Source organism: Dactylosporangium sp. CA-092794, assembly GCF_050948465.1.
Classification (GTDB): Bacteria; Actinomycetota; Actinomycetes; order Mycobacteriales; family Micromonosporaceae; genus Dactylosporangium.
In genome coordinates, this window is record NZ_CP192044.1 from 10,483,007 (window position 1) to 10,505,471 (window position 22,465).

Here is a 22,465-nt window from a genome sequence, read left to right on the forward strand (position 1 = left end):
AGCGAACGAATCTCTCCGTGATCATGCGACTCCCGCTGGCGGACGGCGCGTTTTCCATGATCGCGGAACCTTAAGGTACCTATGGGTACATCGACCTTCCACGATCCTGGAAAACGCGTGGTTCGGGCAGCGACTCAGGCATGATCACGGAGAGTTCTGGCCGCGAGGCCCGAGGCCCGAGGCCCGAGGCCCGCTGGAGTCAGGCCGATCGAGGGCCCGCCCGAGGGCGGCACAGCATGCCCGCCGCCCAGCCATCATCGGCTTCTACCACCACCTTCACGCGCAGCACTAACCCACAAAGGGCCCACACCTCGAATGAACCGGTCGATGGTCGCGCTTAACGGATTTTTCGCCTGACGGGGTATAAGTCCGAAAAGTCGTGGCGCGGAGCGCCCGACTTTTCGATGGGACGGCGCCGGGGCGGGGGGCTGGTGTCAGAGGGTGGCGCCGGCCGGGATCGGGACGGGTTGTGGGGCGGTCAGGATGGCGGTCAGCCGGCGGAGGTGGCGGGCGAGTTCCGCCGCGGCGGGGCCGGTGCCGGCGTGCTCGGCGACCAAGGCGAGGAGTTCGGCGCGGTCGCGGGCGACCACGACGCCCAGGGAGCCGGCGGCCGGGTCGCCGGCGAGGACGGCCACTCGCGCGCTGCTGATGCCCAGCCGTCCGGCCCGATCGATGTAGGTTTCACCCGGGGTCAGCAAGGGGACACGGAGGGCTCGCGTCCAGCCGGCCACTAGGAGTACCGCCGCGGCTTCTGGGTTTGTGCCTTTCGACCAAGCGGGCGTGGGGGTGATCACCACGCCGGGGGCGACGCCGCAGACCAGGGCCGGATGGCGGCGGCGAAGGCCCTCGACGGCGGCGACGACGGGCGCCAGGGGCGAGGTCATCGCGAGAGAGGCCATGCCTGGAAGGTAAGGCAAACCTAAGTTTTCGTCAATTTTGTCAGAGGGTCCCGCTAAGGTTCGCGGTGTGGGGCGAAGTCAGGTAGTGCCGCGCGGTGACGCCGGGGAGTTCGGGCCCGATGCGGATGACACGGGCTGCACGGTGCTGCATGTGGACATGGATGCGTTCTATGCGTCGGTCGAGATCCGGCGCCGGCCCGAGCTGCGCGGCAAACCCGTGATCGTGGGCGGAGCGGGGCCGCGCGGGGTGGTGTCGGCGGCGAGCTACGAGGCGCGGAAGTTCGGCGTGCGCAGCGCCATGCCGGGCAGCCGGGCCAGGCGGCTGTGTCCGCACGCGGTGTTCCTGCCGCCGGACTTCGCCGCCTATACCGAGGCGTCCCGGGCCGTGATGTCGATCTTCCGCGACGTGACGCCGCTGGTCGAGCCGCTCTCGCTCGACGAGGCGTTCCTCGACGTGGCCGGGGCGCGGCGGCTGCTCGGGCGGCCGGCCGAGATCGCCGCGCTGATCCGGCGGCGGGTCGCGCAGGAGCAGCGGCTGACCTGCTCGGTCGGGGTGGCGGCGACGAAGTTCCTGGCGAAGCTCGGTTCGACGCGGGCCAAGCCCGACGGGATGGTGGTGGTCCCGCGGGAGCGGTCGCTGGAGTATCTGCACCCGCTGCCGGTCGAGGCGCTCTGGGGCGTCGGCGAGCGCACCGCCGAGACTTTGCAGCGGCTGGGCCTCAAGACCATCGGCGAGCTGTCCGCCGCGCCGATCGGCATGCTCCGCGCCGCCGTGGGTGACGCGGCGGCGCATCACCTGCACGAGTTGTCCTGGGCGCGCGACCCCCGACGGGTGATTCCCGACCATGTCGAGAAGTCGATCGGCGCCGAAACGACCTTCGACGTCGACGTGAGCGACCCGGCGACCATCCGGCGCACCATGCTGGCCCTCTCCGGCAAGGTCGCCGGCCGGCTGCGCCATGCCGGGCAGGCCGGCCGGACGGTCTCGGTGAAGATCAGGCTGGCCGACTTCCAGACCCTGAGCCGGTCACGCACCGTAGACCGGCCGACCGACGTGAGCCGCGAGATCTTCGAGATCGCCTGGGCGTTGTTCCAGGCCACACGCCCGGGCGAGCGCATCCGCCTGATCGGCGTGCGCGTCGAGGGCCTCGCCCAGGCCGACGGCGCGCCCCGGCAGATGACGCTGGGTGAGCGCGACCACGGCTGGCGCGAGGCCGAGCGGGCCGCCGACGCGGTCGCCGCACGGTTCGGCGCCGACCTCGTCAAGCCCGCCAGCCTGCTGCGCGGCGACGGCATGCGCACCGACGGAAACGGCGCCGCACCGGCCGGGGAGGGGGCGGCAGAGTCTCAGAAGCGACACAATGGAAGGACATAGGAGCCAGACTCGTCGGAAAATCGGCACGACCGGACCATCGTCCCGCTTTCCGACGCGTTGACCCCCTCGTAAACTTGCCAGTACGCAGCCGTCCGGCTGTGCCGGACAGCCGGTCCCCAAAGGGCCGGCCTTCGCGACCGGGGAGGAGTGCCGTGCCGCTCTCGGAGCACGAGCAGCGGCTGTTCGAGCAGATCGAGCGGTCGCTAGCCGAGGATCCCAAGTTCGCTTCGGCGGTGCGCGCCACCGACCCGCGGTTCCATGCCAAGCGCCGGATGATCGCCGCAGGGATCCTGCTGCTGGCCGGCATGGCGCTGCTCGTCTACGGCGTTGCCATCTCGATCCCACTACTGGGTGTGGGCGGCTTCCTGGTCATGCTCTGCGCCTTGGCGTTCGGCGTGCAGGCATACCGCCGCGGCCAGTCAACCGACCTACGCGCCGTCGGCGGCACGGCCTCGCGCCGCACCCGCCAGCGACGCGGCGGCTTGGTCGACCGCCTGGAGGAACGCTGGCGCCGCCGCCCGGAGGGCGACCTCTGACGCCGGCGTAGCCACCGGGGCGCCCGCTCCACGCCGGGCGCCCATTCCTCCACGCCCTCCCACCGCCACCGCCACCGCGCCCCGCCGGCCCCGCGCCCGCCGGCCGCCCGCGCCACTCGCCCCGCCGGCCGCCCGCGCCAACCGCCCCGCCAGCCGCCCGCGCCACTCGCCCCGCCGGCCGCCCGCGCCAACCGCCCCGCCGGCCGCCCGCCCCAACCGCCCCGCCGGCCACCCATCCCGCCGCCGCCCGCCCATCCCGCCGCCGGCCGCCCGCCCCGCCACCGCCGGCCGCACTCCCATCCCACCACCGCTGGCCGCACTCCCCAGCGCACGACGCCCACCACGCCCCCGGCCCCAGCCCCAGCGTTGCGACGCCCTTTCCGGCTAGCGCTCACGCGGTCGGCCGCCGGTTCGGCCCTCAGCGTGCGACGCCCCTTCCGCCGGCCCCCGGCCCCCGCGTCCCAAGCGCGCACCGTGCCGCGACGCACGCCCCGCCCCCGCACTGCGCCACGTCGGCGTGCGCGCCAGCACGGCGCTGCATTCATTGGAGTCGACCCGAGACGCCACGCGCGCCGTTGATGGGCCGCGGCATTAACGGCGCACTCCCTGTGAGCATCGGATTGCTCGGAGCGACCGTCAATGCCCGGTGCCGGGGTCCGGGGCGGCGTTGCGCGGCAGAAAGTCTCCGTGATCATGCAGGTGAGCGGTGTGCACTACGGGTTTTTCATGATCGTGGAGCCAAAATGTACGCCTGGGTACCAGATGTCTCCGCGATCATGCGGAAGCCGGGGTGACGGAGGCGCGGCGGGCATGATCACGGAGACTTTTCGCGCTGGTGCGCCGGGCAAATGGGGGCGATCGCTGGTGAATCGTGGTTTATTACGAAATAACCGACAAATCCGGACTTCGGAGAAGTCTGGATTTGTCGGTTCAAGGAGGGCGCGTCAGGGGCGGACTACGAGTAAGGGGATGTGCATCTCGGCGGCGGTGCTGGAGCCGTGGAAGGCGATCATCTTGCCCAGGCGGGCGGGCTCGTGGGCGCTGGCCAGGACGATCCAGCGGTCGCGGCAGGCCACCACCACGTCGCCGATGCGGGACAGGTGGTGCTCCGGGACCGGGCCGAACCAGCCGGTGGCGACCGCCTCCTCGCGGGTGGCGACCCAGGCGCCGTCGCCCAGGGTTTCGCGCCATGCGGACAGGACGTCCGGCTGGGCGCCGGGGACGGTGTGCAGGTAGCGGACGCGGGGTTCGCCGGCGACGATCGCCACGCCGGCGGTCAGGCGCGGGTCCGTGTCCAGGTCGAGGCGGCGGTCGGGGGGCACGTCGAGCTGGCCGTGGTCGGCGGTGACCAGCAGCGCCGCGTCCGGCGGCAGAGCGTCGACCAGGCGGGTGATCAGGCGGTCGGCGTCCGCGGCGGAGGCTCGCCATTCGGGGGTACCGATGCCGAAATCGTGGCCGGCCCGGTCCACGTCCGGCAGGTAGCCGTAGACCAGGCGGGACTCGGCCAGCATGGCGAGCATCTCGGCGGCCACGGCGTCGGCGGCCACGCCGGGGCCGAACCTCGCGCCGCGGTAGGCCGAGGCGGTCAAGCCCGTGCCGGTGAAGGCCGGGTTGGTGACCACGGCCGGGTCAAGGCCGGCGGCGCGGGCGCGGGTGAAGGCGGTGGGCAGCGGCTGCCAGGCGGCCGGGTCGGGCTCGTCGATCCAGTGCAGGTGGTTGACGACCTTGTCGGTGCCGGGCTGGTTGAGGGTGAAGCCGACGATGCCGTGCCGGCCAGGGGCGGCGCCGGTGCCGAGGGTGACCAGGCTGACCGGGGTCGTGGAGGGGAAGCCGGCGGTGATCGGGCGGGCGGAGCCGAGGCGGCCGCCGGCGATGTCGGTGATGGTGGGGGTGTACGGGGCGGCGGTCGGCAGCTGGTGCCAGCCCAGGCCGTCGAGCAGGACGATGGCGAGGCGGCGGACGCCCTGCAGCATCGGGGCCAGGCCCAGGAGATCCGGCTCGCCGGGCACGCCGAGCACGTGCAGGGCGCTGGGCAGCACGTCGGCCAGGCTGCCCCGGCCGTAGCGGGGCTCGACCGGGGCCAGCAGATCGATCATGAACGGCGGGCGAGCAGGTGGAGCTGGGTGGCGATGTCGCGGTAGGGGGAGGTGCCGGCCAGGGCCAGCTCGAAGGCGGCCAGGGCCTCCGGCTCGCTCTCGGCCACGGTGCCGGGGACCAGGTCCGCCACGACCCGCACGCCGTGGATCTGTTCGACGGTCAGGCCCTCGTCGGCCAGCAGCGCCGACGCCGTCTCGGCCGAATACCGCCGGCGCAGGCGGTCGCGGGCGTCGCCGCGGCCGTCGGGGCTGGCCACGAGCAGCGAGGCGGCGGCGAGGTTGCCGCTGATCGCCCGGGCGAGGACGGCCGCGGCGCGGTTGGCGACCACGACGCTCGCCGCGCCGCCGGGGCGCAAGGTCCCGGCGAGCGCGGCGACGACCTTGTGCGGGTCGTCCACGACCTCCAGCAGGCTGTGGCAGAGCACCAGGTCGACGCTCTCCGGCGCGACCAGGTCGGCCAGGCCGTCGGCGTCGCCCTGCACGGCCCGGACCCGCTCCCCCACGCCAGCCTCCGCGGCCCGGCGGGTCAGCGCGGCGAGCGCGTCGGGGCTCGCGTCGACCACCGTCACCGCGTGGCCGGCCCGGGCCAGCGGCACGGCGAAGCCGCCGGTGCCGCCGCCGACGTCGAGGGCGCTCAGCGCACGGCCGGCCCGGGCAAGCTCGCGGCGCAGCACCTGCCATACGACCGCGGTGCGGGGCGCAGAAGACTCCACATGTCAGACCTTAGTGGAGAGCGGCAGGTACACCTGATTGCCCGCCGCCGCGAACTCCTCCGACTTCTCGCGCATGCCGAGCTCCGCGTACTCGCGCAGGTCCTGGCTGATCTTCATGCTGCAGAACTTCGGGCCGCACATCGAGCAGAAATGGGCGGTCTTGGCCGGCGCGGCCGGCAGGGTCTCGTCGTGGTAGGCCCGCGCGGTGTCCGGGTCCATGGCCAGGTTGAACTGGTCCTCCCAGCGGAACTCGAACCGGGCCTTGGACAGCGCGTCGTCCCAGGCCTGCGCGCCCGGGTGGCCCTTGGCGAGGTCGGCGGCGTGCGCCGCGATCTTGTAGGCGATGACGCCGGCCTTGACGTCGTCGCGGTCGGGCAGGCCGAGGTGCTCCTTCGGGGTGACGTAGCACAGCATCGCCGTACCGTGCATGGCGATCATCGCGGCGCCGATGGCCGAGGTGATGTGGTCGTAGGCGGGCGCCACGTCGGTGGTCAGCGGGCCGAGGGTGTAGAAGGGCGCCTCGTGGCACCACTCCCGCTGCAGGTCGACGTTCTCCTTGATCTTGTGCATGGGCACGTGGCCGGGGCCCTCGATCATGACCTGGACGTCGTGGTCCCAGGCGATCGTGGTCAGCTCGCCGAGGGTGCGCAGCTCGGCCAGCTGGGCTTCGTCGTTGGCGTCGGCGATCGAGCCGGGGCGCAGGCCGTCGCCGAGCGAGAACGCCACGTCGTAGCGGGCGAAGATCTCGCACAGCTCGGCGAAGTGGGTGTACAGGAAGTTCTCCTCGTGGTGCGCCAGGCACCAGGCCGCCATGATCGACCCGCCGCGCGACACGATGCCGGTGACCCGCCCGACGGTGAGCGGCACGTAGCGCAGCAGCACGCCGGCGTGCACCGTCATGTAGTCGACGCCCTGCTCGGCCTGCTCGACGATGGTGTCGCGGTAGGCCTCCCAGGTGAGCTGGACCGGGTCGCCCCCGACCTTCTCCAGCGCCTGGTAGATCGGTACCGTGCCGATCGGCACCGGGGCGTTGCGGATGATCGCCTCGCGGGTGGCGTGGATGTGCTTGCCGGTCGAGAGGTCCATCACGGTGTCGGCGCCCCAGCGGGTCGCCCACGTCAGCTTGGCGACCTCCTCGTCGACGTTCGATGAGACGGCACTGGTACCGATATTCGCGTTGACCTTCACCAGGAACCTCGACCCGATGATCATCGGCTCGCTCTCCGGGTGGTTGACGTTGTTGGGCAGGATCGCCCGGCCGGCCGCGATCTCGTCGCGGACCAGCGCGGGCTCGACGCCCTCGCGGATGGCGACGAACTCCATCTCCGGGGTGACGATGCCCTGCCGGGCGTAGTACAGCTGGGTCCGCTCGACCGGCCCGCGCTCGGCGATCCACGGTGCGCGCAGCGCCGCGAGGCCGGTGGGCGGGTCGTTGTGCGGGCCGGACGTGTCGTAGAGGCGGACCGGCGGGTTGTCGCCGGTGAGCTCCACCTCGGCGAACGGCACTTGCAGGTCGGGGCGGGAGCCGGGCACGTACACCTTGCGTTTCATCGGCGCTCCTCAACAAGGGCATGGCGCGGCCGACCCCCGCGGTCGCGGGGATCAGCAAATGTCCGAGATATCGGGAAACGGCTAGCTGAACGGGCCCCAGGCGAGCGGGCCGTGACCGGTGCCGAGCGTCCACGAAGCGGAGCGGACCAGAGCCTCGTGGACATACGACTTGGCGCCGGACAACGCGTCGGTGAGCGATGCGCCGCCGGCCAGGCGGGCGGCGGTGGAGGCGGCGAAGGTGCAGCCGGTGCCGTGGTTGTTGGCGGTGTCGATCCACGGCGCGGTCAGCAGCGTGACCTGCCCGTCGTGCCAGACGGCGTCGACCGCCTCGGCGCTGCCGCGCAGGTGCCCGCCCTTGACCACGACGCACTTGGGGCCGTAGGCGGCGAGGTCGGCGGCGGCCTTGGCCGCGTCGTCGGCGTCGAGCACGTCCCGGCCGAGCAGCACCGACGCCTCGCGCAGGTTGGGCGTGACCACGGCGGCGTGCGGGAAGAGCAGGTCGAGGTAGGCGCGCTCGGCGTCGGCGGTGAACAGCCGGTCGCCGGAGGAGGCCACCAGCACCGGGTCGACGACCAGGCCGGGCAGGCGCGCGGCGAACCGGGCGACCAGGGCGACCGTCTCCGGGGTGGCCAGCATGCCGGTCTTCACGGCCGCGACGGGCAGGTCGTCGAGGACCGCCTCGAGCTGTGCGGCGACGAAGCCGGGGTCGACGGCCGAGATCGCCCGCACGCCGGCGGTGTTCTGCGCGGTCAGCGCGGTGATCACGCTGGTGCCGAAGACGCCGTGCGCGGCGAAGGTCTTCAGGTCGGCCTGGATGCCGGCGCCGCCGCCCGAGTCGGAGCCGGCGATGGTGAGCGCGACGGGCGGGTTCATGCGTTCAGCAGCTCCTTCACGAGCCGGGCGGGGTCCTCGGCGCGCATGACCGCGCCCATGACGGCCACGCCGGCGGCGCCCTCGTCGAGGCAGTCGCGAACCCGGGCCGGCGTCTCGACCCCGCCCAGCGCGTACACCGGGACGGACACGACCGTCGCCATGCGCGCCAACGCGGCCAGGCCCAGCGGCGGGCCGTAGCCGGGCTTGCTGCGCGAGGCGAAGATCGGCGAGAGGGTGGCGTAGTCGACGCCCGGGTCCTGCGCGGCGGCGACCAGCGACTCGAGGTCGTGGCACTTGCGCAGCGCGGTGTCCTCCTCCAGCAGGAGCCGGCCGCCGACCCGGTCCAGCAGGTTGCGCAGGGTCGACGCGAGCTTCAGGCGACGGCGCGGCGGCAGGTCGTGCTCGCGCACTACCACCACCCGGGCCCCGCCGTCGATCGCGCCGGCGATCACGTCCTCCAGCGGCCGCTCGGCCTGCCCGCGGTCGGTGAAGACGATCAGGCCCGGCGCTACCACGGCAGTCCCCCGGTCGGGCTGGACGCGGTCGCGTGCAGCCGGCGCGGGATGCGCCCGGCCAGGTGCGCGAGGCGGCCGGCCCGCACCGCCAGGCGCATCGCCTCGGCCATGCGGGCCGGGTGCTCGGCCCGGGTGACCGCGGAGGCGAGCAGCACGCCGTCGCAGCCGAGCTCCATGGCCAGGGCCGCGTCGGACGCCGTCCCGATCCCGGCGTCGAGAATGACCGGGACGGCCACTTTCTGCCGGATGAGGGCGATGTTGTGCGGGTTGCGAATGCCCAGGCCGGAGCCGATGGGCGCGCCCAGCGGCATCACCGCGGCGCACCCGGCGTCGGCCAGGCGCTGCGCCAGGATCGGGTCGTCCGAGGTGTACGGCAGGACGACGAACCCGTCCTCGACCAGCTGCGCGGCGGCGGAGACCAGCTCGACCCCGTCGGGCAGCAGCGTGTCCTCGTCACCGATCACCTCCAGCTTCACCCAGGCGGTGCCGAACGCCTCGCGGGCCAGGTGCGCGAGCTTCACCGCCTCCGTCGCGGTGTAGCAGCCGGCGGTGTTGGGCAGCACGCGCACGCCGCAGCGCTCGACGACGCCGAGCAGCGAGGGCGCGGCCGGGTCGAGCCGGCGCAGGGCCACGGTGACCAGGGCCGTGCCGCTGGCCCGGATCGCCGCCTCCAGCGCCGCGTGGCTGGTCGCCCCGCCGGTGCCGAGGATCAGCCGCGAGGGCAGCTCGGTCTCGGCGATGACCAAGGTGTCGAGGTCGTCAGCCACCTTGCACCGCCGTGAGCACCTCGACGTGGTCGCCGTCGGCCGGATGGGTGGAGGCCCAGCGGGAACGCGGTACCACATCACCATTGACGGCCACCGCAATCCCGCGCGGATCGTCTCCGGCAAGGGCGCGGACCACATCGGCGACGGTGGTGCCGTCTTCGACGGTCGATGCGACGGCGTTGACCACGAGGTGCATACGGCTCACTCCTGCCTCCCTGCGCCGGCATGATCCGGATCAGGTTCGACGGTCGGGGGCTGACAGCCCCCCTCTCAGCCCGGTCGCACCGGACTCCCGTGGGGTACTCCTCGACCATAACCCGCCCACCGGGTCAGGTAAAGCGGCCCGCCGCGAATGCGCCGATGTCGATATCCGTCGATCCGTCCAGGGCCAGGCCGGCGATCGCCGCGGCGGTGACCGGGGCGAGCAGCACGCCGTGGCGGTAGTGCCCGGCGGCCACCAGCGCCCGGGTGCCGGGCAGCGGGCCGAGCACCGGCGCGTTGTCCGGCGTGCCGGGGCGCAGGCCGGCCAGGGTCTCGGCGAGGACCAGCTCGGTCGCGCCGGGCAGCAGGTCGGCGGCGGGGCGCAGCAGATCGAGCACCCCGCCGGCGGTGACCGAGGTGTCCGCGCCGCGCTCCTCCTCCGTGGCGCCGACGACGAGCTCGCCGTCGGCGCGCGGCACGAGGTACACGTGCCGGCCGCCGGCCACGCCCCGGATCACGTGCCGCACCAGGGGCTCGGCGCCGCGCAGCCGCAGCACCTGGCCCTTCACCGGCCGGATCGGCAGGCCGGTCAGGCCCGCCGCCCCGACGCCGTTGGCGACAATGATCACATCGTCCCGTACCGTGGAAAGATCATCGATCGCGGTCGACTCGAACCGCAGCGGCAGGCTCCGCAGGGCGCGCAGGAGCAGCCGCGGGTCGGCCTGGTGGTCGCCCGGGGCGAACGCGCCGCCGCGCACCCGCGGGGACAGCAGCGGCTCCCGCTCGCGCAGCTGCCGGCCGGTCAGCGGCTCGATGTCCGCGCCGGCCCGCCGGTAGTAGCCGATGAGCCGGTCGATCTCGGCCTGGTCGTCGACGGTGAGCGCGACCAGCAGCGTGCCCTCGGTGCGGTGGCCGACCGGCAGCCCGGTGCGGGCCCGCACGCGCCCGGCGAATCCGGGCCAGCGCCGCACCGACTCGAGCATCAGCGCCTGCAGGGCCTCCTCGCCGAAGACCGCCTCGGCGGTGGGCGCGAGCATCCCGGCCGCGACCAGCCCGGCGCTGCGCGACGGGTCGGGGTCGTAGACGGTGATGTCCTGCGCGCCCCGCTCCAGCAGCTCAAACGCGATGCTGAGCCCGATCACCCCGCCGCCGACGATCCCGATACTCATGCCAGGAACTCCATCGCCGCAGCGTAAGGGTCGGCGGCGCCGCTCACCGCGCCGACCACGGCGACCCCGTGCGCGCCGGCCGCGAACAGCTCGCCGGCCCGGGCCGCGGTCACCCCGCCGATCGCGACCACCGGCACGTCGACGGCCGCGGCGACCGCGCGCACCCCGGCCGGGCCGATCGCGGCCGGCAGCCCGTCCTTCGTCGTGGTCGCGAACGCGGGCCCGACGCCCAGGTAGGAGGCGCCGTCGGCGACCGCGCGGCGGGCCGTGGCCGGGTCGCGGGCGGTCGCGCCGAGGATCGCGCCCGGCCCGAGGATCCGCCGGGCGGCGGCCACCGGCAGGTCGTCGGCGCCGACGTGCCCGCCGTCGGCGCCGGCCGCGAGCGCGATGTGCAGCCGGTCGTTGACCAGGCAGGCGCGGCCCAGCTCGCGGCACATGGCGAGGACCCGGACGGTCAGCTCGAAGGCCTCGCGGTCGGTGACGGCGTCCTCGGGGCGCACCTGTACCACGTCGAAGCCGGCGCGCAAGGCGGCCGCGACGACGCCGAGGGTGTCCCGCCCGGGCCGGGTGTCCGTGATGAGATGCAGTCGTCCGAGGGTTGGCACCGCGATAGCTTTTCAGACATGAAGCAGGTACGACTGGGCCGGACCGGCCTTCAGGTCTCCGAAATCTGTCTCGGCATGATGAGCTACGGCGACCCCGCCCTGCGCGCGTGGGCGCTCGCCGAGCAGGACGCCGATCCCTTCGTGCGGCGCGCCGCCGAGGCCGGCATCACGTTCTTTGACACCGCCGACGTCTACTCCACCGGCGCGAGCGAGCAGGTGACCGGCCGGCTGCTGGCGAAGTACTTCACCCGGCGCGACGACTACGTGCTCGCGACCAAGGTGCACGGCCGGATGAGCGACAGCCCCAACGACGCCGGCCTGTCCCGCAAGCACATCCTGGCCGGCATCGACAACTCGCTGCGCCGGCTCGGCACCGACTACGTCGACCTCTACCAGATCCACCGCTGGGACCCCGACACGCCGATCGAGGAGACGATGGAGGCCCTGCACGACGTCGTGCGGGCCGGCAAGGCGCGCTACATCGGGGCGTCGAGCATGTATGCCTGGCAGTTCTCGAAGGCGCAGTATGTCGCGCGCTCGGCCGGCTGGACGCCGTTCGTGTCCATGCAGAACCACTACAACCTGGTGTACCGCGAGGAGGAGCGCGAGATGCTCCCGCTCTGCGTCGACCAGGGCATCGGCGTGATCCCGTGGAGCCCGCTGGCCCGCGGCCTGCTGGCCGGCAGCCGGGGCCGGGGCGGCGAGCGGCGCACGACCCGGGCCAACAACGACCCGTTCGGCGACGCGATGTACACCGACGACGACTTCGCGGTCGTGGACGTCACCGCCGAGGTAGCGGGCGAGCGCGGCGTCACCCCGGCCCAGGTGGCGCTGGCCTGGCTGCTGTCCAAGCCGGCGGTGACCGCCCCGATCGTCGGGGCGACCAAGCTGCACCACCTGGAGGACGCGATCGCCGCGGCCGAGCTCACCCTGGACGAGAAGGAGATCGAGCGCCTCGAGGCGCCCTACGTCCCGCACCGGATCCTCGGTCACTGAACATGCTCGGTCACTGAACATGCTCGGTCACTGAACATGCTCGGTCACTGAACATGCGAAGGGCCGGCCACCGACGGGAGTGACCGGCCCTCAGCGAAGTCGCCACGTCAGCTCGACGCGATGCCCAGCCCGGCGGAGCCGCCGTGGATCTCGGTGCCCGAGGCGAAGTCGCCCTCGAAGCGCTGCTGCAGGGCGTCGAGGTTGTCGAACTCGGCCGCGTGCGAGCTCTCCGAGCCCTCGGACGCGAAGGCGTGGTCGTCGACCGACGCGTCGTGGCTGTAGTTGGTGAAGTCGTCCGACTCGTAGTGCACGGCCGCCGGCTGGTCGTACTCGACGTGGTGGCCCTGCGAGAAGTCGGTCGACTCGGCCGCGTGGTGGTCCTGCTCGTACACGCCGAACTGGTTGTTGTAGTCGGCCTCGGAGCCGTGGTCCTGGTGCAGCTGGTCCAGGCTGTCGGCCTCGTGCCCGGTCTCGAAGTGACCGAAGTCGGTGCCGCCGTCGAAGTCGCTCATTGCTGTTTCCCCTTGTACTAGCAGGTGCGTTGGGTTGAACGGTACGGCCAGCCTCGCGCCGGTGAATCCCTGAAACGTGCCAGTGGCGCCTAGCCGACAGAAGTGAACCATGCTCGGACCTGCCGGCCCGGCCCGGGCAGCGGGTGAGCAGGGCCGCGGGGCTACGCTGACCGCCGTGATCGGGCCGCTGGTAGTCACCATCCACGTGCTGTCCCTCGCGCTGGCCGCCTGGGCGTTCGTGGAGTTCTTCCGGCACCGGGAGCCGAAGCGGCCGCTCTTCGCCGGGCTCGGCGTGGTCGAGCTGCTCGTGCTCGTGCAGGTCGTCGTGCTCGTGGTGCGCCTCGCCGGCGGCCAGGGCCCGGCCGCCGGGGGCGACCAGGTCACGCTCATCGGGTACCTGCTCACCGCGGCCCTGCTCCCCCCGGCCGGCGCGGTGCTGGCCCGGATGGAGCCGACCCGCTGGGGGTCGCTGCTCATCGGGGCGGCCGCGGTCATCGTGCCGGTGCTCATCCTGCGAATCGGACAGATCTGGAATGCCTGAGTCTCTCCCCAAACCGCTCAACCGCGGGCCCGGCCGGGTCCTGGTCGCCGTCTACGGCGTCTTCGCGCTGTCCGCCGGGGCCCGCGCGAGCGTGCAGATCGCCACGAAGTTCCGCGAGGCACCGCTGGCGTACTCCCTGTCGGCCCTCGCCGCGGCCGTGTACATCGTGGCGACCGTCGCCCTAGCCCGCTCCACCGCCCGCTCGCGCCGGATCGCGTTCGCCGCGGTCGGGTTCGAGCTGGTCGGCGTGCTCGCGGTCGGCACGGCGAGCCTGGCCGACGCGGCGGCGTTCCCGGACGCCACGGTGTGGTCGGATTTCGGCCAGGGCTACGGATACGTGCCGCTGGTGCTGCCGTTCGTCGGCCTCTTCTGGCTATGGCGCACCTCCCGACGCGAACCCGTCGCCGAGCCGACTGCATCGCGGGACTGACTCCCCCACCATTCGCGGCATGACCTCATCCCGCGGCCCGGCCATCGCGATGTTCCTCGTCGCCGCCTTCGAGTTCCTGCTCGGCGTCGGCTTCCTCATCGGCTCGGCGCTCGTGCCCGAGGTCCACGAGACGTTCCTCGTGGTCGGCGGGCTGCTCGCGGCCGGCGGCGTGGTGCTGCTGCTGATCGGTTTCCGGTTCAACCGGCGGTACCTCATGGCGCAGGCCCTGCGCGCGAACGGCGTCCGGGGCACGGCCCAGGTGCTGGCGGCCCGGCAGACCGGCGTCACCCTGAACGAGCAGCCGCAGGTGGCGCTGAACCTGCGCATCACCGCGCCCGGCCACGGCACCTACGACGCCACCGTCAAGGAGTTCGTGCCGCTCATCGCCCTGGGCATGCTCGCCAGCGGCCAGGCGCTGACGGTGCTCGTCGACCCGCAGGACCGCACGCGGATTCTCGTGGAGTGGTCGTTCGCCACCCCGTTCGCCGCTCCGGCGGCGGCCGCGGGACCTGTGGCACCCGCCGACCCCGCCGAGCAGGCGCGGATCAAGGCCCAGATCCTGGCCACGGGCATTCCGGGGGTCGCCCGGGTGCTGTCGGCGGAGTTCGCGGGCAGCCTCGACGAGCAGGGCCGGCCGTTGTACTCCGTGCAGCTGCACATCCAGATCACGGGCCGACCGGCGGCGACCGGCCCGGCGGTGTTCGCGGTGCCGCTGGAGCGCGTCTCGGTCATGCAGCCCGGCGGCGTGATCCCGATCAAGGCCGACCCCCACGACCCCCGGCGCTTCGCCGCCGACTGGGACCGGCTAACGGAAGTCGCGTGAGGCGGAACGGATCGGCAGGGTCAGCGCGGCCAGGTGGTCGGCCCGGAGGTTGAGCACACCCTCGGCGTTTTCCAGCACCCCGCGCACGACCATGGCGTTCGCCGTGCGGGCGACCCGGCGGTACCGCTGCCAGAGACCGGGCGTGCAGGTCACGTTGAGCATGCCGGTCTCGTCCTCCAGGTTGATGAACGTCACCCCGCCGGCCGTCGCCGGGCGCTGCCGGTGGGTGACGATCCCGCCGACGAACACCCGCCGGCCGTGCTCGACCCGCTGCAGCTTCTCGATCGAGACCGCCCCGATCGTGTCGAGGTAGGCCCGGGCGAACTGGGCCGGGTGCGCGTCCGGCGCCAGGCCGGTCGCCCACACGTCGGCGACCATCCGCTCGACGGCGTCCATGCCGGGCAGCATCGGCGCCTGCGTGCCGCCGGTCGTCCCGGGCAGCCGGCCCGCCGTCTCCTGCGCCGCCGCGCCGGCCGCCCACAGCGCCTCCCGCCGGCTCAGCCCCAGGCTCGCGAACGCGTCCGCGGTCGCCAGCGCCTCCAGGTGGGCCGTGGTCAGGCCGGCCCGCCGGGCGAGGTCGCTCATCGAGGTGAACGGCCCGCCCGCGCCCCGTTCTTCTTCGATCCGCTTGGCCACCGCCTCGCCCAGCGACCGCACCGACTGCAGCCCGAGCCGGACGATCGGCCCGCCGCGCCCCCAACTGCGCGGACCGTCCGCCCCCTCGCCACTTGCCCTCGCCTCGCCACCGCCGGCCCCCGCCGCGCGGCCGGCCGGCGGCGCGGCTGCGGCGCGGCCATCTTGCGCTGACATTTCCGTTAAATCGGAAATGTCGGGTGGCGGCTCCAGGGTTGCGGCGGCGGCGCTGAGGTTTACGTCTGGGCGGCGGACGGTCACGCCGTGGCGGCGGGCGTCGTCGACCAGGGTCTGCGGTGAGTAGAAGCCCATCGGCTGGGCGTTGAGCAAGGCGGCGCAGAACGCGGCCGGGTGGTAGCGCTTGAGCCAGGCGCTGGCGTACACCAGATAGGCGAAGCTCATCGCGTGGCTCTCCGGAAAGCCATAGTTCGCAAACGCGGCCAGCTTGTCGAACAGCTCATCCGCCAGGGGGCCGGTGATGCCGTTGTGAGCCATGCCCGCGTAGAGCCGGTCGCGGATCGCGCCCATCCGCTCCATCGAGCGCTTCGAGCCCATCGCCCGGCGCAGCTCGTCGGACTCGGCCGGGGTGAAGCCGGCGACGTCGATGGCCATCTGCATGAGCTGCTCCTGGAAGAGCGGGACGCCTTTCGTCTTCTTCAGCGACGCCTCCAGCAGCGGATGCGGGTAGGTGACCTCCTCCAGGCCGTTCGCCCGGCGGATGTAGGGGTGCACCGATCCGCCCTGGATCGGGCCGGGGCGGATCAGGGCGACCTCGACCACCAGGTCGTAGAACTCGCGGGGTTTGAGCCGCGGCAGGGTGGCCATCTGCGCCCGGCTCTCCACCTGGAACACGCCGACCGAGTCGGCGCGGCAGAGCATGTCGTAGACCTCGGGGTCGTCCAGCGGCATGTGGGCGATGTCCAGCTCGGAGTCGATCATCTCGAAGGCGTACCGCAGCGCCGAGAGCATGCCGAGGCCCAGCAGGTCGAACTTCACCAGCCCGACGGAGGCGCAGTCGTCCTTGTCCCACTGCAGCACGGTGCGGTTCTCCATGCGGGCGTGCTCGACCGGGCACACCTCGATCACCGGCCGGTCGCAGATGACCATGCCGCCGGAGTGGATGCCCAGGTGCCGCGGGAACGTGAGCAGCTCGTTGGCGAAGTTCACCACCGGCGCGGGGATCTCCTCCAGGTCGACCACGGCTTGCGCGCCCCAGCGGTCCACCTGCTTGCTCCACGCGTCCTGCTGGCCCGGCGAGTGACCGAATGCCTTGGCCATGTCGCGGATCGCCGATTTCGGGCGGTACGAGATGACGTTGGCCACCTGGGCGGTGAAGGTGCGCCCGTACTTGCCATAGACGTGCTGGATGACCGCCTCGCGCCGGTCCGACTCGATGTCGATGTCGATGTCCGGCGGGCCGTCGCGCTCCGGCGACAGGAACCGCTCGAACAGCAGCCCCCACCGCACCGCGTCGACGTTGGTGATCCCCAGCGCGTAGCACACCGCCGAGTTGGCCGCCGAGCCGCGCCCCTGGCAGTAGATGCCGTTGTCCCGGCAGAACGTCACAATGTCGTGGACCACCAGGAAGTACCCCGGAAAATCGAGCTCCTCGATCATGGCCAACTCGTGCTCGAGTTGTTCGTAGGCTTTCCGGTTTCCGTGGTACCGCTCGGCCGCACCCTCCATCGTGAGGTGCCGCAGCCACTGCATCTCCGACACCCCGGCGGCGGGCACCGGATACTCGGGCAGGCTCGGCGCCACGAGCTTGAGGTCGAACGCCAGCTCGTCACCGAGCGCCGCGGCCCGCGGTACCGCATCCGGAAACGCGGCAAACCGGGCGGCCATCTCGGCGCCGCCGCGCAAGTATGCGGTCCCGGCCGCCGGCAGCCAGCCGTCGATCTCGTCGAGGCCGCGCCGGGCCCGCACGGCGGCGAGCGCGGTGGCCAGCCGGCGGCGGCCCGGCGTGGCGTAGTGGACGTTGTTCGTCGCCACGACCGGCAGCCCCCGCGGCAGCGCGAGGTCCGCGAGCGCGTCGTTGCGCTCGTCGTCGAGCGGGTCGCCGTGCGCGGTCAGCTCGACGGCCACCGAGTCCGCCCCGAACAGCGCGACCAGCCGGTCCAGCTCGGCGCCCGCCGCGTCCACGCCCGCGGACAGCAGCGCGGCCGGGACGTGCCCCTTGCGGCACCCGGTCAGCGCCAGCACGTGGCCACGCAGCCGCGCGGCGGCCTCCTCCAGGTCGTAGACCGGCCGCCCCTTCTCACCGCCGCGCAGGTGCGCCTCGCTGATGAGGCTGGACAGCCGGGCGTACCCCTCGGGCCCCCGGGCGAGCAGCAGCAGGTGCCGCCCGAGCGGGTCCGGCTCGCCGTTCTGCGGCCCGGGCAGCCCGAGCGAGAGCTCCGCGCCGAACACGGTCCGCAGCTCGAGCGCCCGCGCCGCCTCGGCGAAGCGGACCACGCCGTAGAAGCCGTCGTGGTCGGTGATCGCGATCGCGGACAGCCCGAGCCGGGCCGCCGCCTCGGCCAGCTCCTCGGGGTGGCTGGCCCCGTCGAGGAAACTGAAGTTGCTGTGGCAGTGCAGCTCGGCGTACGGCACGCTGCTCTCGGGCCGCTCGACCTTCTCCGGCGGACGGTACTCGGCGCGCTTGCGGGTCCAGGCCGGCGAGTCCCCGCCGTCGCCGTGGTCGGCGGACAGCACGTCGGGGTGGTAGTCCGGCCCCGGCGCCTCCCAGCTCTTGGCGTCGCTTTTCCGGCCGGACAGCCGCCGCTCCAGCTCGGACCACGGCACGTCGGGGTTGTTGAAGCCCATCAGTCGTACAGCCCTTCCACGAACCAGGCGCCGCCCCGCAGTACCGCCAGCACGGCCCGGTCGTCGGCGAGCTGCAGCTGGAATCGGGCCACCCGGCTCGCCTCGCCCTCGGCCCACCAGCGCTCGTCCACCGGCCAGGGCCCCGCCCATCCGACGATGTCCACGAATGGTTCTTCCTTGGCGATCTTTGCCTTCCTGGGTACACCGCTGAGCTCCAGCCGCCCGCCGACGCGCACCGGCCGCCCGTCGTCGTCGACCACCTCGGCCGGGATCGGCTCGACGTACACGGTGGCGGGGCTGGGCCCCGGCAGCCGCCCCGGCCAGGGCGCCTCGACCCCTTGCGCGACCCGCTCGTCCCCCCAGGCCACCAGCCGGATGCGGCTCCGATCGGCCCGCCCGCCGTCGAGCACGGCGGTGAGCACGGCGTCGGGCCCGAGCAGGCCCTGGATCCGGGTGAACGCCCGATGCGCGCGGTCCCGCTCCTCGCCGGCCTCACCCCACAGCCCCGGCTGCAGCCCGAGGTGCTCCACCACCCCTTCCGGCACGAGCCGCAACCGCACAATCCCCGACGCCGGCGGCCTCTCCCCCCACCTCCGATCCGCCCAACCACCGCCCGACGGCGACCGCCCCTCCCCCGCGCCGCCCCTCGATGCCTCCCACAGCCGGGCCGCTCCCGCGCCACGCTCCGACGCCTCCCACGGCCGGGCCGCCCCCGCACCGCCAAGGGCGGCCGGCGGCCGGGCCGCCCCCACGCCACGCTCCGGCGCCTCCCACGGCCGGGCCGCCCCATCGCCGCCGAGGCCGACCGGCGGCCGGGCCGCTCCCGCGCCGTGCTCCGGCGCCGGGCCGTTCGCCCATGACGGCCCTTCTTCTGCGGCGCGGGGCTCCCATTCCCCCGCGCCGCCCTCTTTTGCTTCCATTTTTTTCGGATATTTCGCGCTTTCTCGGCCTTTGCGGCTACGGAGCCAGCCGTCGAGTTGCCAGCGGAGCCGGTCGGCGATGGCGTTCACGGTGAGGAGGCCGTCGTGGCGCCAGGTGCGCACCAGTTCCTCGCCGGTCTCGGTGACCGCCTCGATCGCCAGGCGGGTGCAGGCCAGCCCGTGCGAGCCGAGCCGCTCGTGCAGCCGCTCGGCGAGCGCCCGGGCCGCGAACGCCGCCGCGTCGACCCGCTCGATCGGCTCGTCGAACACCTCGGCCACGTCCAGGTCCGGCGGCGGCCGGCGCGGCGCGAGCGGCCGCTCGTCCCGCCCCCCGGCGAGCCGATGCGCGAGCGCCGCGTCGAACCCGAACCGCCCGAGCACGTCGGCCCCCGGCAGCGCCGCGAACTCCCCGAGCGTGTGAATCCCGAGCCGCCGGAGCAGGTCGACCAGCCCCGGCCGCCCGAGCGCCGCGATGCTCAACCCGGCCAGGAATGCCGGCGTCTCCCCGTCCGGCACGATGACCCCGGCCCGCGCCGCCAGCCCCGCCGCGAACGTCCCTTCGGCGATGCCGATCTGCGCCTCCACGCCGCACTCCTGGGCGATCTGCTCGACGATCCGCTCGGCCGCGACCGCCTCACCGCCGTAGTACCGCGCCACCCCGCGCGCCCCCACCGCACACGCCCCCGGCCGCAGCGTCTCAACCCCGGGCGCCAACGCCTCGACGGCCGCGAGCACCGGCTCGAACGCCCGCATGTCCCGCCCCGGATCATGCTCGAGCACAATGAGCTGCGGACACCGCCCTTGCGCCTCCCGCTTGCGCAATCCCCGCCGCACCCCTTCTTCCCGCGCCGCCGGCGAGGCGACCAGCACCCGGTTGGCGTGCATGACCGCCACCGCCTCATGCGCCGGATACCCGTCCACAATCTCGGCCGCGATCACCGGCCAGTCCGGACACCACACAACGATCGTCCGCATCCGCCTCACCCCACCCTGCGCAACGCCCGGACGTTCTCCACCCCACCGGCGTCCACAGCCGCGCCGAGGGCGGCGGCCCCGCCGAAGCCCGCATCCGTATCGGGAACGGCGGACGGGAGGGGCCGAGTGACCGGAGGCAGGACGCCCTCCATGGCCGGCAGCCAGAGCGTCACCTGGCGCGGCGCGGAGGCGGCGCCGCGACCGCGGGCCTGGATGGTCATCTCGCGGCAGCGCAGTCGGCCGCGGCCGGCGCCGAGCCCGCCCCAGGCCCCGCGCACGGGCGCGACGGTCAGGTCGGCCCCCGCCCACGGCCCCGCCGGCATGAGCACGCTGCCGCGCTGCCGGGCCCGCGCGGCCAGCCGCCCGGCCACCACGGGCGCGACCGGCCCGGGCGGCGCCGCCACGACGATGTCGACCCCGTCGAGCAGCGCGGCCACGATGGTCGTCCACTCGGTCCCCGGATGCGGCACCAATGCCAGCCGCTCCAGCGCGATCCCCATCTCGGCCGCGGCGATCGGACTCAGCGCCGGCAGCCCCACGACCGCACACCACGACCCGGCCCGCGACGCCGCGGCGATCAGGGCCAGCAGCACCGACGAGGTGTGCACGGCGATCGTCGCCCCGCGCCGCAGCCCGCCACCCGGCAGCAGCGCCCGTAACTGCGAGAGCACCGGCAGCGTCCGGGTGCTCCCCACGCCCTCCGCGCCGTGCTCCCCGGCCGTCCGGACCAGCCCACCCAGCCCCGCGGCCCGCACCACCTGCAGCCCCGCCGCCCGCCGCGCCGCACTCCCACCCGCCGCGCCGGCACCTGGCACACCGGCAAGCCCTCGGACCCCCCGGTCCGGCGCCTGGACAAGGTCCCCGGGACGCACATCGTCGTTCGCCTCGTCGTATAACTCGGCGGCCGCCGAAGCCGACATGCCAGCCACGGCACCTGTCTCCCCCCACTGTCGCGCTGCCGGTCCCCCACCCCCCCCGGGAGGACACATACCATCAAATGCGAATAAATCGCCCAAATCGGAAAGAACTTACAGAATCACCCCCTTCGCGATCCGGCCGCCCTTGGCTTACGGCGACCGGAACTCCCCACGCTCGCCGCCGACCAGACCGAACGCGGAGGCACAGCAGTTGGCGAAGGCGACCGGGGGCGGACACGGCAGCGGGAACCGCCGAACTCCGGTAGGCACAGGCCAAGGCAGACACAAGTCTCCGTGATCAGGCTGCTCGCGATGACCACGCCCTGGGTTTTTCATGATCACGGAGTGTTGGTGTACCCAGGTGTACATCAACACTCCGTGATCATGAAAAACCATGGATGCCGGTAGCCGGTGCTGCATGATCGTGGAGACTTTCTGTCGCTGCACCGCGCTCTCTGGCGGGCAACGCCGTGGCGCGGGGTTTGTCGCGGATCGCGCCGGCCGTCGACATCGGGACTCGCGGGCCGGGCGCCTCTGCTCGTCGGCCGGCGCGGCGGCCGGCGGTGCTGGTGCGCGGCTTGGCGCAGGCCGGCGCAGGGATCCGGACGCGACCCGGTGGCTGCCGACGCGCTGTGCCGGTCCGGCTGGGCAGCCCGAGCCGACAGGGCGGCCAGGCCGGGCGGAGAGCGCCGAGCCGACAGGGCAGGCAGGTCGGGCGGAGAACGCGGGGCGGCCAGGCCGGGCGGAGAGCGCCGGGCCCGCGGGGCGGGCCGAGCCGACAGGGCGGGCGGAGAGCGCCGGGCCCGCGGGGCGGGCGGAGGGCGCGGGGCAGGCAGGTCGGGCGGAGAGCGCCGGGCCGGCAGGGCGGGCCGAGCCGGCAGGGCGGCCAGGGCGGGCGGAGAGCGCCGGGCCTGCGGGCCGGGCGGAGGACGCGGGGCGGGCGGAGGGCGCGGGGCGGGCGGGCCGGGCGGCGCGGGGGTTGGGGGGTGTGGGCACGGTGTGGGCCGTGGTGAGGGCGGGCGGGGCGGTCAGCTGGCCAGGCCCTCGAGCCTTGGCTGGTATGAGTAGCCGAGGGCGACCTCGACGACGGCGATGAATTGTTCTGCGGCGCGCATCAGGTCGTCGGCCTCGCGGGCGGTGACCACGCGGGGGATGCCGGCCTCGGCGGCGGAGCGCTTGCTGGCGCCGGCGGCGAAGAACGAGGCCCACTCGGTCAGTTCCGGGGCGACGAGCACGAGCAGCGACCAGACGCTGGTCACGCGGCTGCGGCGGCCGGGGGCGGCGGGGACGGCACGGGCGGCGAGCACCGCGGCGGCGGCGCGCAGGGCGGCCAGGTGGGCGGTCGCGTAGCGCATGCCGTCGGCGCGGATCTCCGCGGCCTCCTCCAGGCCGTGGCGGGCCATGGTCAGCAACTCGCGCGGGGTGCGGTGGGGAAGCGCGTGCGCGGGGACCGAAAGCTGCTGGCGGGACGCAGCACCGCCGCCCGGCGTGGGGGCCGGGAATCGGCTGATGTTGGACGAGCTGGTTGAGCGGTTCGTCGGCATCGGTGCTCTCCCTCGGTGGTGCGTCGGCAGGTCTGGACCTGTGCCTGTGGTGCGCTGGCGCGCGAACGG

General features: G+C 73.6%; 21 protein-coding genes and 1 riboswitch. Of the genes, 6 read left to right on the plus strand and 15 right to left on the minus strand.

Annotation, left to right across the window (positions count from 1 at the left end):
- Nucleotides 1-434: 434 nt before the first annotated feature.
- Nucleotides 435-899, minus strand: a complete 465-nt coding sequence (locus ACQPXD_RS45155; protein WP_432829411.1) for a hypothetical protein — start codon at nt 897-899, stop codon at nt 435-437.
- Between the two features lie 67 nt (nt 900-966).
- Between ACQPXD_RS45155 and ACQPXD_RS45160 the strand changes: the two genes are divergently transcribed.
- Both ACQPXD_RS45160 and ACQPXD_RS45165 read left to right on the plus strand, forming a co-directional pair.
- Nucleotides 967-2,274 carry a DNA polymerase IV gene (locus ACQPXD_RS45160; protein WP_432829413.1) on the plus strand — a complete coding sequence of 436 codons (1,308 nt, stop codon included), beginning with the start codon at nt 967-969 and terminating at the stop codon, nt 2,272-2,274.
- Nucleotides 2,275-2,426: 152 nt separating this feature from the next.
- On the plus strand, nt 2,427-2,810 hold the full coding sequence (locus ACQPXD_RS45165; RefSeq protein WP_432829415.1) for a DUF3040 domain-containing protein: 384 nt from the start codon (nt 2,427-2,429) through the stop codon (nt 2,808-2,810).
- Between the two features lie 944 nt (nt 2,811-3,754).
- Here ACQPXD_RS45165 and ACQPXD_RS45170 read toward each other — a convergent pair.
- The 9 genes from ACQPXD_RS45170 to thiE form a co-directional block, all read right to left on the minus strand.
- Nucleotides 3,755-4,906, minus strand: a complete 1,152-nt coding sequence (locus tag ACQPXD_RS45170) for an alkaline phosphatase family protein (protein ID WP_432829417.1) — start codon at nt 4,904-4,906, stop codon at nt 3,755-3,757.
- On the minus strand, nt 4,903-5,619 hold the full coding sequence (locus ACQPXD_RS45175; RefSeq protein WP_432829419.1) for a class I SAM-dependent methyltransferase: 717 nt from the start codon (nt 5,617-5,619) through the stop codon (nt 4,903-4,905). The genes ACQPXD_RS45170 and ACQPXD_RS45175 overlap by 4 nt, the downstream gene beginning before the upstream one ends.
- A 3-nt stretch (nt 5,620-5,622) precedes the next feature.
- On the minus strand, nt 5,623-7,170 hold the full coding sequence (gene thiC / locus ACQPXD_RS45180) for a phosphomethylpyrimidine synthase ThiC (RefSeq protein WP_432829421.1): 1,548 nt from the start codon (nt 7,168-7,170) through the stop codon (nt 5,623-5,625).
- 81 nt (nt 7,171-7,251) lie between these two features.
- Nucleotides 7,252-8,043, minus strand: a complete 792-nt coding sequence (gene thiD, locus ACQPXD_RS45185) for a bifunctional hydroxymethylpyrimidine kinase/phosphomethylpyrimidine kinase (RefSeq protein WP_432829423.1) — start codon at nt 8,041-8,043, stop codon at nt 7,252-7,254.
- Complete coding sequence (locus ACQPXD_RS45190) at nt 8,040-8,558, minus strand: thiamine phosphate synthase (protein WP_432829425.1); 519 nt, start codon at nt 8,556-8,558, stop codon at nt 8,040-8,042. The genes thiD and ACQPXD_RS45190 overlap by 4 nt, the downstream gene beginning before the upstream one ends.
- A complete protein-coding gene (locus ACQPXD_RS45195; RefSeq protein ID WP_432829427.1) occupies nt 8,552-9,325 on the minus strand; it encodes a thiazole synthase in 774 nt (257 codons plus the stop codon). The genes ACQPXD_RS45190 and ACQPXD_RS45195 overlap by 7 nt, the downstream gene beginning before the upstream one ends.
- Nucleotides 9,318-9,521 (minus strand): sulfur carrier protein ThiS, encoded by a 204-nt coding sequence (gene thiS, locus ACQPXD_RS45200; RefSeq protein WP_432829429.1) that lies wholly within the window; start codon nt 9,519-9,521, stop codon nt 9,318-9,320. Before thiS ends, ACQPXD_RS45195 begins: the two co-directional genes overlap by 8 nt.
- Nucleotides 9,520-9,630, minus strand: a riboswitch (TPP riboswitch). Its footprint overlaps the gene before it by 2 nt.
- Before the next feature lie 24 nt (nt 9,631-9,654).
- Nucleotides 9,655-10,695 carry a glycine oxidase ThiO gene (thiO, locus tag ACQPXD_RS45205; protein WP_432829431.1) on the minus strand — a complete coding sequence of 347 codons (1,041 nt, stop codon included), beginning with the start codon at nt 10,693-10,695 and terminating at the stop codon, nt 9,655-9,657.
- A complete protein-coding gene (gene thiE / locus ACQPXD_RS45210; RefSeq protein ID WP_432829433.1) occupies nt 10,692-11,300 on the minus strand; it encodes a thiamine phosphate synthase in 609 nt (202 codons plus the stop codon). The genes thiO and thiE overlap by 4 nt, the downstream gene beginning before the upstream one ends.
- A gap of 18 nt (nt 11,301-11,318) precedes the next feature.
- Here thiE and ACQPXD_RS45215 point away from each other — a divergent pair, with 18 nt between their 5' ends.
- The gene (locus tag ACQPXD_RS45215; protein WP_432829435.1) at nt 11,319-12,296 is read left to right on the plus strand and encodes an aldo/keto reductase; all 978 of its coding nucleotides are present in this window, start codon (nt 11,319-11,321) and stop codon (nt 12,294-12,296) included.
- Between the two features lie 107 nt (nt 12,297-12,403).
- Here the strand turns inward: ACQPXD_RS45215 and ACQPXD_RS45220 are convergent, their stop codons facing one another.
- Complete coding sequence (locus ACQPXD_RS45220; RefSeq protein ID WP_432829437.1) at nt 12,404-12,808, minus strand: hypothetical protein; 405 nt, start codon at nt 12,806-12,808, stop codon at nt 12,404-12,406.
- Nucleotides 12,809-12,983: 175 nt separating this feature from the next.
- Here ACQPXD_RS45220 and ACQPXD_RS45225 point away from each other — a divergent pair, with 175 nt between their 5' ends.
- Genes ACQPXD_RS45225 through ACQPXD_RS45235 form a run of 3 tightly spaced genes read left to right on the plus strand, consistent with a single transcriptional unit; the run spans nt 12,984 to nt 14,602 of the window.
- Nucleotides 12,984-13,349, plus strand: coding sequence for a hypothetical protein (locus ACQPXD_RS45225; protein ID WP_432829439.1), 366 nt, complete (start codon nt 12,984-12,986; stop codon nt 13,347-13,349).
- A complete protein-coding gene (locus tag ACQPXD_RS45230) occupies nt 13,342-13,779 on the plus strand; it encodes a hypothetical protein (RefSeq protein ID WP_432829441.1) in 438 nt (145 codons plus the stop codon). The genes ACQPXD_RS45225 and ACQPXD_RS45230 overlap by 8 nt, the downstream gene beginning before the upstream one ends.
- A gap of 19 nt (nt 13,780-13,798) precedes the next feature.
- Nucleotides 13,799-14,602, plus strand: a complete 804-nt coding sequence (locus ACQPXD_RS45235) for a hypothetical protein (RefSeq protein WP_432829443.1) — start codon at nt 13,799-13,801, stop codon at nt 14,600-14,602.
- Here the strand turns inward: ACQPXD_RS45235 and ACQPXD_RS45240 are convergent.
- From ACQPXD_RS45240 to ACQPXD_RS45255, 4 genes are all read right to left on the minus strand, one after another.
- On the minus strand, nt 14,585-18,040 hold the full coding sequence (locus tag ACQPXD_RS45240) for an error-prone DNA polymerase (RefSeq protein ID WP_432829445.1): 3,456 nt from the start codon (nt 18,038-18,040) through the stop codon (nt 14,585-14,587). The two genes, ACQPXD_RS45235 and ACQPXD_RS45240, sit on opposite strands and share 18 nt — an antisense overlap.
- Entirely contained in the window at nt 18,040-19,935 is a 1,896-nt protein-coding gene (locus tag ACQPXD_RS45245) for a DNA polymerase Y family protein (RefSeq protein ID WP_432829447.1), read from the minus strand. Before ACQPXD_RS45245 ends, ACQPXD_RS45240 begins: the two co-directional genes overlap by 1 nt.
- Nucleotides 19,936-19,940: 5 nt before the next feature.
- A complete protein-coding gene (locus ACQPXD_RS45250; RefSeq protein ID WP_432829449.1) occupies nt 19,941-20,750 on the minus strand; it encodes a hypothetical protein in 810 nt (269 codons plus the stop codon).
- Between the two features lie 1,130 nt (nt 20,751-21,880).
- Nucleotides 21,881-22,396, minus strand: coding sequence for an SAV_6107 family HEPN domain-containing protein (locus ACQPXD_RS45255; RefSeq protein WP_432829451.1), 516 nt, complete (start codon nt 22,394-22,396; stop codon nt 21,881-21,883).
- Nucleotides 22,397-22,465 lie beyond the last annotated feature (69 nt).

Bases quoted from the DNA above. Each gene is read 5' to 3' on its own strand.
- ACQPXD_RS45170 (WP_432829417.1), bottom strand. From the start codon at position 4,906: ATGATCGATCTGCTGGCCCCGGTCGAGCCCCGCTACGGCCGGGGCAGC.
- ACQPXD_RS45230 (WP_432829441.1), top strand. From the start codon at position 13,342: ATGCCTGAGTCTCTCCCCAAACCGCTCAACCGCGGGCCCGGCCGGGTC.
- thiO (WP_432829431.1), bottom strand. From the start codon at position 10,695: ATGAGTATCGGGATCGTCGGCGGCGGGGTGATCGGGCTCAGCATCGCG.
- ACQPXD_RS45240 (WP_432829445.1), bottom strand. From the start codon at position 18,040: ATGGGCTTCAACAACCCCGACGTGCCGTGGTCCGAGCTGGAGCGGCGG.
- ACQPXD_RS45155 (WP_432829411.1), bottom strand. From the start codon at position 899: ATGGCCTCTCTCGCGATGACCTCGCCCCTGGCGCCCGTCGTCGCCGCC.
- thiS (WP_432829429.1), bottom strand. From the start codon at position 9,521: ATGCACCTCGTGGTCAACGCCGTCGCATCGACCGTCGAAGACGGCACC.
- ACQPXD_RS45215 (WP_432829435.1), top strand. From the start codon at position 11,319: ATGAAGCAGGTACGACTGGGCCGGACCGGCCTTCAGGTCTCCGAAATC.
- ACQPXD_RS45235 (WP_432829443.1), top strand. From the start codon at position 13,799: ATGACCTCATCCCGCGGCCCGGCCATCGCGATGTTCCTCGTCGCCGCC.
- ACQPXD_RS45220 (WP_432829437.1), bottom strand. From the start codon at position 12,808: ATGAGCGACTTCGACGGCGGCACCGACTTCGGTCACTTCGAGACCGGG.
- ACQPXD_RS45245 (WP_432829447.1), bottom strand. From the start codon at position 19,935: ATGCGGACGATCGTTGTGTGGTGTCCGGACTGGCCGGTGATCGCGGCC.
- ACQPXD_RS45255 (WP_432829451.1), bottom strand. From the start codon at position 22,396: ATGCCGACGAACCGCTCAACCAGCTCGTCCAACATCAGCCGATTCCCG.
- thiD (WP_432829423.1), bottom strand. From the start codon at position 8,043: ATGAACCCGCCCGTCGCGCTCACCATCGCCGGCTCCGACTCGGGCGGC.
- thiC (WP_432829421.1), bottom strand. From the start codon at position 7,170: ATGAAACGCAAGGTGTACGTGCCCGGCTCCCGCCCCGACCTGCAAGTG.